Source organism: Pseudomonas sp. JZ114 (assembly GCF_051027705.1).
Taxonomy (GTDB): domain Bacteria; phylum Pseudomonadota; class Gammaproteobacteria; order Pseudomonadales; family Pseudomonadaceae; genus Chryseomonas; species Chryseomonas luteola.
This window is the reverse complement of the sequence record NZ_CP069256.1, coordinates 4,069,481-4,082,117: the sequence shown is the minus strand read 5'-3', so window position 1 is coordinate 4,082,117 and position 12,637 is coordinate 4,069,481. Positions and strand designations below refer to the sequence as shown.

The window sequence follows — 12,637 nt, the reverse complement described above, 5'->3', positions numbered from 1 at the left end:
GATCAGTCGAGGTGGCGCTCCTGGAAGGCCAGTAGGCCGGCCAGACCGATGCATAGCATGCTGATCAGGTACCAGGCAGGTGCCAGTGGAGCTTGTGTGACTTGCAGCAGCCAGGTCACGATGAACTGTGCCGTGCCACCGAACAGGGTGACGCCGATGGCATAGGTCATGGCAAGACCGGTCGCCCGGACCGGGCGGGGCAGGGACTCGCTGATAAGCAGTAGACCGGCCGTCATGTTCATGCCAAGAGCGGCAACGACGATCAGGCGGCACAGTAGAGCCAGCCCCTGTGTATCGGATGAGTCCAGCCAGGCAAAGGCAGGGTAGATAGCCAGAATGGCAACCACCAGGGCGACAGCAGCCAGACGTTTGTGGTGGCCGAAGCGGTCGGCCGCCAGCCCTGCGAACAGGGCGGATATCATCAGGACAGCACTGCTGGCGGTACCCATCCAGTAGGCCGTTGTGGCTGAAAGGTGCGAGACCCGGGTGGTGTACGTCGGCATGTAGAACAGGATGATGTAGGTCATCAGCGTGGCCGACATGATGATCAAAAGGCCCAGCAGGAACCCTCGGGTATGGCTACGCAGAAAAGCCATGACCGGGGCGGCTTCTGGCTTGTCAGCGCTTTGTGGCTGGTAGGTTTCATCAACGTGGGCTCGGATGTAGAGGCCAACCGGAATAATCAGTAGACCGATCAGAAAGGGTACGCGCCAACCCCAGCTATGCAGCGCCTCTTCGCTGAGCGAGCCGTGCAGGATCGCAGCCAGCATGGCGCCCAATAGGGAGCTGCCGCCCTGGCTGATGACTTGCCAACTGACATAAAAGCCGCGCCGACCCCGGCTGGCTGATTCCAATAGTAACGCGGTGGCTGCCCCAATCTCGCCACCGGCTGAGAAGCCTTGTAACAGACGCCCCACCACTAGAAGCAGGGGTGCGAAAATCCCGATCTGGGCATGGGTAGGCGTCAAGGCGATAAACAGGCTGCCCAATCCCATGAGCAGAATGGTCAGCAGCATGGCCGCCTTGCGTCCGGCACGGTCGGCATAGGCACCCAGGACCATGCTGCCCAGGGGGCGCATCACAAAGCCAACGCCAAAGACAGCAACGGCCATGAGCAGCGAACCGTAGGGTGTATCCGAGGGAAAGTACAACTGGCCGATCAGACTGGCGAAAAAACTGAAGACGGTAAAATCGAACATCTCCAGCCCGTTACCCAGGCTGGCAGCAGCGATCAGTTTGGCGCGGGGGAGTGGGGCGGCGACTGCCGATGGCGTAACGGAGGTGGCGTGCGAAGGAAGCGCATGAGCCATGGGGTATCTCCTTGGACGGCCAGAGGTCGATAGCTAGGCAAGCAAGGTTCGCGCCGGAGGGTGTCAACACGCTGAAAGTGGCCTGATCGGCTAGAAACTGAGGGAAGAATCTGTGCTGTACAGGCGCCTGAGCGCAGCAGGCAGGCGCTACGATGGTGCACTGTGCACCTAATAGGATGGACGCGACGGCCCATGGGCTTGGGTGGCGTCACAATATGTTCATATTTTGGTCATATAGTGGCTCAATGCCCACTTATCACTAATGGGCGCCACCCAATCATTCTTGCAAGGAATGTGGTATGAGATTCAAAAGGCTGATGGCCGCCATGACGTTTGCCGCTGTGGGACTCAGCGCAACGACTGCTGTAGCGGCCATCGACCCGGCGCTTCCGGATTACCAGAAGGCCAGTGGGGTATCGGGTAACCTGTCCAGTGTCGGTTCGGATACTCTCGCGAACCTTATGACTCTGTGGGCCGAGACCTACAAGCGCAATTATCCCAGTGTAAACATTCAAGTGCAGGCGGCCGGTTCCTCGACGGCCCCTCCAGCCCTGACCGAGGGTACTTCCAACCTGGGACCAATGAGTCGCAGGATGAAGGATTCTGAGGTTCAGGCGTTCGAGCAGAAATATGGCTACCGACCGACTGCGGTCCCGGTGGCAGTGGATGCGCTGGCGCTGTTTGTCCACAAAGACAACCCCATCAAGGGGCTGACTATCGAACAGGTGGATGCCATCTTTTCATCCACACTACTTTGCGGTGGCAAACAGGACATCAGAACCTGGGGTGACCTGGGCATGACGGGCGAGTGGGCCAACCGGCCTATTCAGTTGTTTGGCCGAAATTCGGTATCCGGCACGTACGGATATTTCAAGGAAGAAGCGCTGTGCAAGGGCGACTTCAAGCCAAACGTGAATGAGCAGCCGGGCTCCGCTTCGGTCGTGCAATCCATTAGCCAGTCGCTCAACGGCGTCGGTTATTCCGGTATCGGGTACAAGACATCCAGCGTGCGAACCGTACCGTTGGCTAAAAAAGGATCGGATAAGTATGTGGAAGACACTGAGCAGAATGCCCTGAATGGTAGTTATCCACTGTCCCGCTTCCTTTATATCTATGTGAACAAGGCACCCAACAAGCCCCTAAGTCCGATGGAGAGCGAGTTCCTGAAGATGGTGCTGTCCAAGGCAGGGCAAGAGGCAGTCGTGAAGGACGGTTATATTCCGATTCCAGCCAAGGTTGCCGAAAAAGCCAGGAAAGATCTGGGCTTCTGAGCCCGGCTTCTTTTACAGTTGCCCGCCCGTGTTCTGCACGGGTGGGCATTGGCGTGTCTTATTACTGTCATCTGATTGTCATATCTCGTCTTTAGGCTCTGCGCGACGAAGGACCAGGCTTCCTATTCATGAACCAAACCCGATCCCCTGCACGCATCGATTTCGATACGCCTGCGATGCGTCGCAAGCGCCGCTGGCGAGCCAGCATGGATCGTTTCACGCGGTGGTACGTGCTGGTCGGTGGGTTGGCCGTGCTGGCGGCGATCACTCTGATCTTCTTCTACCTGGCCTATGTGGTCCTGCCGCTCTTCAAAGGGGCTACGCTGACAGCCGAGGCCGTACAGACACCTGCCTGGCTACAACAGGCCGGAGCGCCACTTGTACTTAGCGTGGAGGAACAGAACGAAGTCGGCATGCAGGTCACCCCGGCGGGCGATCTGGTCTTTTTCAGGGTCAAGGATGGTACGGAGCTGAGTCGGCAGGCTTTGCCAATTCCCTCGGGTACCCAGGTGGTTTCGGTTGCCCAGGACTTGGTTAAGCCGGTGCTGGCACTAGGGCTCTCCAATGGGCGGGCACTGCTGGTCCGACACATCTATAAGTCGACTTATCCTGAAAACAAGCGGGTCATCGTGCCTCAGGTCGATTATCCCTACGGGCCGGCACCGGTCGTGGTCGATCCTGAGGGGCGCGCCCTGGAGCATCTGAGCCTGACGGCAGGCGAAGGCGAGTTGACCCTGGCCGCGTCCAATGCATCCGAACTATTGGTGTTCAAGCTGACCCGTACGGAAGACATGCTGACGGGCGAAACCACCCTTGAGCAGCAGCGAATCGACTTGCCTCGCCTCTCACAAACGGTGCAGGCGTTGCATCTGGACCCTCGGGGTCAATGGCTGTATGTGATTAATGGGCGCTCGGCAGCAGATGTTTTTGATCTGCGCGACCGCACCCTTAATGGTCATTACAGACTGATCGATGATGCGCATAACCAGGTTACCGTGACGGCGCAGTTGCTTGGCGGGATTTCGCTGCTCGTAGGCGATGCCAAGGGAGGTATCAGCCAATGGTTCATGGCACGTGGCAAGGACGGCGAACCCCAGCTTCAGCACATTCGCACTTTCCATCTCAAGGACGCGCCGATCACGCAGATCGTGGCCGAGCAGCGGCGCAAGGGATTCATCGCACTGGATGAAAAGGGCAACCTGGGCGTTTTCCACAGCACCGCCGGGCGTACGGTGCTGGCCGAGAAGATCGCTGACGGCAACGGCCGGCTGGCGCTCTCGCCGCGGGCCAACCATGTCCTGCTTGAGCGTGACAGCCAGCTCATGAATTTCGCGCTGGACAATCCACACCCGGAAATTTCCTGGTCAGCCCTGTGGGGCAAGGTCTGGTACGAAAACTACGAAAAGCCGTCCTATGTCTGGCAATCCACCTCGGCAAGCAATGACTTCGAGCCCAAGCTGAGCTTGGCACCACTGACCTTTGGTACGCTCAAGGCCGCGTTCTACGCCATGCTGCTGGCGGCCCCGCTGGCTATTGCTGCCGCGGTCTACACCGCGTATTTCATGGCGCCGCGCATGCGCCGCAAGGTCAAGCCGGTCATTGAACTGATGGAAGCGCTGCCTACCGTAATTCTGGGCTTTTTCGCCGGTCTGTTCCTGGCTCCTTATGTAGAGGGCCATCTGCCGGGAATTTTCAGCCTGATCCTGCTGGTACCGATCGGCATTGTCCTGGCAGGGCTTGTGTGGTCGCGTCTGCCTGAATCCATTCGCTTTCGCCTGCCCGACGGCTGGGAAAGCCTGCTGCTTATTCCTGTGGTGCTGCTTACAGGCTGGTTTGCGCTGAGCATGAGCCCTCATCTGGAAACCTGGTGGTTCAATGGTGATATGCGTTTGTGGCTGCATGAGCACCACATTACCTATGACCAGCGCAACGCCTTGATCGTAGGCCTGGCGATGGGGTTTGCCATCATCCCGAATATCTTTTCCATTGCCGAAGACGCCATTTTCAGCGTGCCGCGCAGCTTGACTTACGGTTCGCTGGCGCTGGGCGCAACGCCGTGGCAGACCCTGACCCGGGTCGTGATCCTGACGGCCAGCCCAGGCATTTTCTCAGCCTTGATGATCGGTCTGGGGCGTGCCGTGGGCGAGACCATGATCGTACTGATGGCTACCGGTAACACCCCCATCATGGATGCCAATATCTTCGAAGGTATGCGGACCCTGGCGGCCAACGTGGCGGTGGAAATGCCGGAGTCGGAGGTTGGCGGCACGCATTACCGCGTATTGTTCCTGGCGGCACTGGTGCTGCTTTCCTTCACCTTCGTGATGAACACGCTGGCGGAAATGATCCGTCATCGACTGCGTAAGAAATATGCCTCGTTGTAAGCGCTGCCCTGGCGGCTGTAGCACCCTGGAAGGGGCTGGAACTGATAAGTGAAGAACTCCGTGAAGCAGGACTCCCTGAAGCAGTGGTTCAAAAGCGGTGCGCCGGGCATCTGGTTGAGCGGGGGCGCCGTGGCCATTGCTGTGATCATGACCATTGGTTTGATCGCCATCATCGCCGTACGCGGTCTGGCCCATTTCTGGCCGTCTGATGTGATCGAGGCGCGTTATGCCGTACCCGGCGAGACGCCCCGCATGATCATGGGTGAGGTTGTCCAAACCGAAGAGGTACCTCGGGAGCGACTCAAGAGCGCCGGACTGCCTGTCGAGGCGGAAGGATCGACCCTCATGACCCGGGAGCTCGTCAAGCTGGGCAACCGGGAGCTGTACGGCAGTGATTTCGTCTGGGTCGTAGGTGATTGGCTTCAGGAACAGAAATCCCCTAAGGATGCTATTGCGCTGGAGCGCCGCGAATGGGGCAACTTCTACGGTTATCTGGTCAACGTCAAGGAGGCGGGCAGGGTCGTTGCGGAAGGGGATGCGGCTCTGCCGGCGATGCGTGAACGTCTCAAGCGCATCGATTCGCTGGCCAGCCGGATCAGCCGTATCGAGAAGGTCGAGATTGGTGGTGTCAACCACAATATCGAGCGTCTCCGGCTCCAGATGCGTAGCCTTGAGCTGGACGATCGGCTTGACGCGGCTGCCCAGGCGGATCTGGCTGCCGAGCGCAGCGAGCTGGATGCCCGCTACCATGACCTCGAGACACAGCTGAACGCATTGCGCCAGGAGTTCGAACGCGACAGCCTCACGGTGCGGGATGCCTCCGGGCAGGAAACCGAGATTCGCCTGGGTAACGTCGTCCACGCCTACCAGCCCAACGCCATGAGCAGCCTTCAGAAGCTGGGCTTCTATTTCGCCAAATTATGGGAGTTTCTGTCTTCCGATCCACGCGAGGCCAATACCGAAGGCGGGGTGTTCCCAGCTATTTTCGGAACGGTGATGATGACCTTGATCATGGCTGTGATCGTGACGCCCTTTGGGGTGATTGCTGCTGTGTATCTACGCGAATATGCCAAGCAGGGACTGATGACGCGCCTGATCCGTATTGCCGTCAACAACCTCGCCGGTGTTCCAGCCATCGTCTATGGCGTATTTGGGTTGGGTTTTTTTGTCTACGTGCTGGGCGGTTCGATTGATCAACTGTTCTTTCGCGCGTCGCTGCCGGCTCCGACCTTTGGGACACCCGGCCTGCTGTGGGCCTCCCTGACCCTGGCTATTCTGGCTGTACCGGTGGTGATCGTAGCGACCGAGGAAGGACTGGCCCGAATTCCAAGAAGCGTACGCGAAGGGTCGTTGGCGCTGGGTGCGACTCAGGCTGAAACCCTGTGGCGCGTCGTGCTGCCGATGGCCAGCCCGGCCATGATGACAGGGCTGATCCTGGCGATTGCGCGCGCAGCGGGCGAAGTGGCGCCGCTGATGCTGGTGGGCGTGGTAAAGCTTGCGCCAACACTGCCCGTGAATCTGAATTACCCCTATCTGCATCTGGATCAAAAGATCATGCACCTGGGCTTTCATATCTTCGATGTCGGCTTTCAGAGCCCGAACGTCGAAGCGGCCCGGCCGCTGGTTTATGCCACGGCGTTGCTGTTGGTCCTGGTGATTGCTGCGCTCAATCTCTCGGCGGTGGCGATCCGTAATCGCCTGCGGGAGAAGTATCGGGCGATGGACAACTAAACGAATCCGGGCGCTCGGCATACCGTGGCGCCCCAACGCGGCCGAGAGGCCCAATGGAGTCATCCATGCGTGAAATGCAACGGCCGAGGTTTGGGCTCAATGTTGGTAGGCGTGAGCGGCAAGGGCTTGACCCGGCGGCCGAGCCCGTGGCCCTGGAAGTACCCGGTCTGAACCTGTTCTATGGACAGAAGCAGGCGCTGTTCGACATCAACCTGAACATTCCCAAACAGCGTGTCACATCTTTTATCGGGCCTTCGGGCTGCGGCAAGTCCACGCTGCTGCGTTGTTTCAACCGGATGAACGATCTGGTCGATGGCTGCCGGATCAATGGCGAGATTCGCCTGGACGGACAGAATATCTTTGCCAAGGGGACCGACGTGGCCGAGCTGCGGCGCCGGGTCGGCATGGTATTCCAGAAGCCCAACCCGTTTCCCAAAAGCATCTATGAAAATGTGGTTTATGGCCTGCGCATTCAGGGCATCAAGAAAAAGCGCATGCTTGACGAGGCCGTGGAGTGGGCGCTCAAGGGGGCTGCACTCTGGGAGGAGGTCAAGGATCGCCTGCATGAGTCGGCACTGGGCCTCTCCGGCGGGCAGCAGCAGCGTCTGGTGATTGCCCGAACCATCGCTGTGCAGCCGGAAGTGCTGCTACTCGACGAACCCAGCTCCGCCCTGGATCCGATCTCCTCGCTCAAGATCGAGGAGCTGATCTATGAGCTGAAGACGCGATACACCATTGTCATCGTGACGCACAACATGCAGCAGGCCGCTCGTGTATCCGATTACACGGCTTTCATGTATATGGGCAAGCTAATCGAGTATGGCGATACCGACACCGTGTTCACCAACCCGACCAAGAAACAGACCGAAGATTACATTACAGGGCGTTACGGGTAATGAAACCGTCACACTCTATAGCCTACCTTATGTCTATTTAACTATCGGGTTTCCCACTGAAAGGTGTTGCTGACCAGGAAGTCAATCACTGCCGCTATACCCAAGCGCGTTTTTGCCGATAACCCAATCGGGCGCTGCGCATGGCTTCAGGTGGTGTTACCGCTCAGCATCTTTTCAGAAAGGAATCTAAATAAACCGGGCAGTCTGACGATACAGTGGCAATCACAGCTTTATAGGAAGCAGTGCCACGTAGTTGATGCGGTCTGTTCCAGGGAGCGCCGCCCGAGGGGGTTGGCTCCATTCTTTACAGGACGACAACGCCATGATCAGCAAAGAAAGCCTCAACCACCACATATCGCAGCAGTTCAACACCGAACTCGAAGAAGTCCGTAGCCATCTGCTGGCGATGGGTGGGTTGGTCGAGAAGCAGGTCAGTGATGCCGTAAGTGCCCTGATCAACGCCGACTCCGGTCTGGCGCAGCAGGTGCGGGAAATCGATGATCAGATCGACATGATGGAGCGCAACATCGACGAAGAATGCCTGCGCATCCTGGCGCGTCGGCAGCCGGCAGCGTCGGACCTGCGTCTGATCATCAGCATTTCCAAGTCGGTGATCGACCTTGAGCGGATCGGCGATGAGTCCTCGAAGATTGCACGTCGTGCCATCGAACTCTGTGAAGACGGTGAAGCCCCGCGTGGCTACGTGGAAGTGCGCCATATTGGCGAACAGGTACGCAAGATGGTTCAGGAGGCACTGGATGCGTTCGCGCGCTTCGATGCTGAGCTGGCCCTCTCCGTCGCCCAGCACGACAAGATCGTCGACCGTGAATACAAGACGGCGATCCGCGAACTGGCGACCTACATGATGGAAGACCCGCGGGCAATTTCTCGCGTACTCAGCGTCATTTGGGCGCTGCGTTCGCTGGAGCGCATTGGCGATCACGCCCGCAATATTGCGGAGCTGGTGATCTACCTGGTCCGTGGAACGGATGTACGCCACCTGGGACTGACCCGGATGGCAGAGGAAGTCAACAAACCGCGTGACTGATGCCATGGCCCCCGACAGGAAGGCGGCCATGTTCTCAGCTACGCTTTTGGGCTGCGAGTAAGCTTGCTTTCCCGACGTGGCGTTCAGCGATCCATGAAGCTGCGTTCGGGGCTTCATGGAGTAATCGATGGGTAAGGTATCTGTACTGATTGTGGATGACGCACCATTTATCCGCGACTTGATCAAGAAAGGGCTACGTAGCCAACTTCCGGGTATCGAAATGGAGGATGCAGCGGACGGACGCAAGGCTCAGACAATGTTGAGCAAGCAGTCTTTCGATCTGATCCTGTGCGATTGGGAGATGCCGGAAATGTCGGGTCTTGAGCTGCTGACATGGTGCAGAAGCGAGCCGGCTCATCAGAAAACGCCTTTCATCATGGTGACTAGCCGTGGCGACAAGGACAACGTCATGCAGGCCATTCAGGCGGGTGTTTCCGACTTTATCGGCAAGCCGTTCACCAATGAGCAACTGATCACTAAGGTCAAAAAGGCTTTGAGTCGCGTCGGCAAGCTGGAAGCGCTCGTGGCTCGTGGCCCCCAGCGTGCAGCATCAGCTTTTGCCAACGATTCGTTGAGTGCATTGACCAATAGCCAGCCGGGCCAAGCCGCGGCGCGCTCTTCTGGTGGCGGAAAAGTTAATTTCGGTCAAGGTCAGCTGCGCTTGGCCAATGCTGGCATGGCTTGTGTAATCAAGGCCCTGAGCCTCAAGGAAGCCGTTCTGATCGTTAAGCGGGGCGATATCCTGCCTCAGGTGCTGGATAACGCTGTACTGGATCTGGAGCAGGGTGAGGAGGTGCAGGAGATTGCCCGCCTCAACGGCTATCTGCACTCCGTTGCAGCCCTAGAGCCCAAGCCTTCCAGCGAATGGTTGCAGCTGTTCTTCCGCTTTGTGGATAAGGACCCGGCCAAGCTGGAATACCTGTCCCGCCTGATCGCCCGCGGTACGGCGCAAAAGCACTACGTTCCCGGCGCGTAAGCTTCCATCATGCCGATGCCGATCATCACATCCCGACGAGTGAAGCCTCGTCGGGAGCGTGTTCCACTGATAGGCTTGCGCCCCCTGAAAAGCGCTTGGTTCTGCACCTGCATGTTGAAACGTCTCTTTTTGCTATGTGGCTCGTTCACGCTGGCGGCAGCGACGTGGGCTTCGCCCATCTACAAATACACGGATGCCAACGGTGTGGTGACCTATACGGACAAGGTTACCAAGGGCGCCAAGGTACTTGTCTTTGAGGACGATACCAACGAGCGTATCGAGCGTCAGGTTCGGCTGAATACGAAAAAACTGGGCAACGAGACTGTTTTCGAGGCTCGTAACGACCTGCTGGTGCCGGTTCAGGTCGAGCTTCGTCTGGATCAGCTCAAGAACGTGGCTGGTATCAACGAGTCGGCTTCGGTCCGCCGCGTTCTACCACCCAACAGCACCACCACCCTGATGCGCTTGAAAAAAGAGGTGCAGGGTGTGGCGATTCATTACAAGCCGACCTTCAACTATGCGATGGGCGACCCAGGGCAGGGCGCGCGAGATTATGCCTATCCGCTGCCATGGGTGGGAGGGCCGTTCCGGATCAGTCAGGGGGCAAACGGTGCATTTAGCCACAACACGCCCAGAGGACGTTACGCCATCGATATTGCGATGCCGGAAGGTACGCCTATCATTGCTTCGCGTCCGGGTACAGTGGTCAAGGTTGAAAATAGTCAGCAGCAGGGCCGTAGCGCCAACCCTTCGGGCAATTTCGTGCGTGTCCTGCACGATGACGGCACCATGAGTGTGTACCTGCACCTGATGCAGGGCTCAGTCAAGGTGCGGGAGGGGCAGCGTGTAGTGACCGGTACGCCGCTGGCGCTGTCCGGCAACACGGGTCACAGCACCGGTCCGCACCTGCATTTTGTGGTACAGCGCAACACAGGACTGGCGTTGGAGTCGATTCCATTCCGGTTTGCCCAGCCGGTCGACAGCCTGCCTAATTTTGCTGTGGGTGGGCCGTAACGCTTGATTGTTTTGCGGTTTACCTCTCAAATTTCTTTCTAGCGTCGTTCTGACTCGCCATACTTGTCTCATTAGAGAGCGGCGGGTTGTTGGGAACGCCCAGTAATTGCAAGCTTTCGGTTGTTTGCAGTGATGGAATGCTGCATAGAAAGCCTTGCTTTCTTAACGTATGAACCGAGCATTCTCAGGTCTGGTCGAGGAATGACTGATGCGTCTGTATGGGGTAATGCTGTTCTGGATCGTGTTCTTCAGCGCGTCGCTGCAGGCTGAGACCTTGTTCGATCCATTGCCCCGGGCGGTGATCCTGAACGACGCGCAGGAGAAGGTCTCGTTACACTCGGTGAGCTACCTGCAGGCTTCCGCTACCCTGACCTTTGAGCAGGCAGCGGCGGCAGGGCTTGAGGATCGCTGGCAGTCACTGGGGGATGAGACGGTCAATCTGGGTCGGCAACAGATCGGCGCCTGGCTACGCTTCGAAGTGCATAACCCCACCGATCGAGCTCAGCAGCGCTACCTGGTGATTCAGCCACCCATTCTCAATCAGGTCGATGTGCGGGTTCGCTCCCAGTCCAGCGAGTCATGGGGGCCGGTCGAAACCGCTGGGGATAGCTTGCCCATGAGCATACGCTCCCTCAAGGAGCGGGCGTTTGTCTTTCCTCTAACCCTTTCGGCAGGTGACAAGGCGTTCGTCTACCTGCGCCTGCGCTCCTATGAGCCGATGCTGGTTCCGATGTGGCTGATGACACCGGAGCATTACCAGGCGCAGGAGAAGACTTCGCTCGCCCTGCTGACGCTCTTCTTTGGCTTCATGCTGGCCCTGCTGGTTTATAACGGTAGCCGGTACTGGCGGCAGCGCGACCCCAATCATTTATGGTATTGCCTCTACCTGGTCAGCATCCTGGGCTATGAACTCAGCCTGACCGGCATCGGTCAGCGCTATCTGTGGCCGGAGTGGCCTGCGTTTTCCATCCGAACTTATGTAGGCTTTGGCTGCTTGAGCTTTCTTACCCTGATGATCGAGCCGGCAGGTCTTGTGAGTTGCCTGCTGGGGATTGCCATGACCCTGTCGTTGTGGCGAAAGGGCAATCCGTCGGCCAAGTACCTGGCCATTGCCTGGTCCGTACTGGCGGTGAGCACGATACTGATGCTCATGGCCATCCTGGACTGGATCACGCTGTCACCGTTTATTCTGGATGTGCAAATCATCGGCTTTGCCTTCGAGTTCATGCTGCTGTCCGTTGCGCTGGATATCCGCCATGACCATGAGGGCGCCGAGCGTTTGAACATACAGAAGGAAGCCCTTTTGGCCAGCAATCAGCAGGTGCAGCGGCATAAGCAGGCTTTGCAGGCTCAGCAGCAGACACTGGAGCGGCAGCACAAGCGTAATGAGGAGCTGCAACAGCATATCGAGGCGCAGGTGGATGTGCTCGAGCGGGCCAATGAGGCATTACGAGCAGCCAATGACGAGGTCATTCGTCTGAGTACGATCGATACCCTGACCGGAGCCTTGAGCCGTCCATGCTTCGATCGCCACTTCACCGAAGAGGTCAACCGCGCCAAGCGCAATCAGGTGGTTGTGTCGCTGGTCGTGATCGACATTGACCATTTCAAGGAAATCAACGATGCCTTTGGCAGCCCGCTCGGCGATGAATGCCTGCGGGCGCTGGCCGGTCTGCTGAAGAACTACACTAAGCGCGCAGGCGACATGGCCGCCCGCTTCCGGGATGACACGTTCGTGCTTGTCCTGCCGGCCGCTGGCGAGGCTGATGCAGTGGCGCTGGCCAATCGGATCTGCGCCGAAACAAGTATGCTGCGCCTGGAGTACGGCAGTGCAACCGTCAGCTTCAGCGTTAGCGCCGGCATCGCCAGTATCGTGCCGACCCTGGACGACAGTGACAAGAGTCTGATCAACACGGCGCTCAAGGCGTTGAGCCATGCTAAACAGGAAGGCCGCAACCGCGCCTACTTTGGCGAAGTCTAAGCGTGCATGAAAAGAAAAAGGCCGGC

The 12,637-nt window shown here is 58.2% G+C and carries 9 protein-coding genes; 8 read left to right on the top strand and 1 reads right to left on the bottom strand.

Annotation, left to right across the window (positions count from 1 at the left end):
* Positions 1 to 2: 2 nt before the first annotated feature.
* Positions 3 to 1,310, bottom strand: coding sequence for an MFS transporter (locus JQR90_RS19110; RefSeq protein ID WP_010796265.1), 1,308 nt, complete (start codon positions 1,308 to 1,310; stop codon positions 3 to 5).
* A gap of 299 nt (positions 1,311 to 1,609) precedes the next feature.
* Between JQR90_RS19110 and JQR90_RS19105 the strand changes: the two genes are divergently transcribed.
* From JQR90_RS19105 to JQR90_RS19070, 8 genes are all read left to right on the top strand, one after another.
* Positions 1,610 to 2,581 carry a phosphate ABC transporter substrate-binding protein PstS gene (locus JQR90_RS19105; protein ID WP_010796264.1) on the top strand — a complete coding sequence of 324 codons (972 nt, stop codon included), beginning with the start codon at positions 1,610 to 1,612 and terminating at the stop codon, positions 2,579 to 2,581.
* A 128-nt stretch (positions 2,582 to 2,709) separates the two neighbouring features.
* Positions 2,710 to 4,965 carry an ABC transporter permease subunit gene (locus JQR90_RS19100; RefSeq protein WP_010796263.1) on the top strand — a complete coding sequence of 752 codons (2,256 nt, stop codon included), beginning with the start codon at positions 2,710 to 2,712 and terminating at the stop codon, positions 4,963 to 4,965.
* A 60-nt stretch (positions 4,966 to 5,025) separates the two neighbouring features.
* Positions 5,026 to 6,696, top strand: coding sequence for a phosphate ABC transporter permease PstA (gene pstA, locus JQR90_RS19095; protein ID WP_286790758.1), 1,671 nt, complete (start codon positions 5,026 to 5,028; stop codon positions 6,694 to 6,696).
* Between the two features lie 74 nt (positions 6,697 to 6,770).
* Positions 6,771 to 7,592 (top strand): phosphate ABC transporter ATP-binding protein PstB, encoded by an 822-nt coding sequence (gene pstB / locus JQR90_RS19090; RefSeq protein ID WP_037030598.1) that lies wholly within the window; start codon positions 6,771 to 6,773, stop codon positions 7,590 to 7,592.
* A gap of 322 nt (positions 7,593 to 7,914) precedes the next feature.
* Positions 7,915 to 8,640, top strand: coding sequence for a phosphate signaling complex protein PhoU (phoU, locus tag JQR90_RS19085; protein WP_010796260.1), 726 nt, complete (start codon positions 7,915 to 7,917; stop codon positions 8,638 to 8,640).
* 127 nt (positions 8,641 to 8,767) lie between these two features.
* Positions 8,768 to 9,616 carry a response regulator gene (locus JQR90_RS19080; protein ID WP_010796259.1) on the top strand — a complete coding sequence of 283 codons (849 nt, stop codon included), beginning with the start codon at positions 8,768 to 8,770 and terminating at the stop codon, positions 9,614 to 9,616.
* 111 nt (positions 9,617 to 9,727) lie between these two features.
* Positions 9,728 to 10,630: a peptidoglycan DD-metalloendopeptidase family protein gene (locus JQR90_RS19075; protein WP_037029854.1), complete on the top strand. Its 903-nt coding sequence runs from the start codon at positions 9,728 to 9,730 to the stop codon at positions 10,628 to 10,630.
* Between the two features lie 208 nt (positions 10,631 to 10,838).
* Positions 10,839 to 12,611: a sensor domain-containing diguanylate cyclase gene (locus JQR90_RS19070; RefSeq protein WP_434140238.1), complete on the top strand. Its 1,773-nt coding sequence runs from the start codon at positions 10,839 to 10,841 to the stop codon at positions 12,609 to 12,611.
* Positions 12,612 to 12,637: the final 26 nt, after the last annotated feature.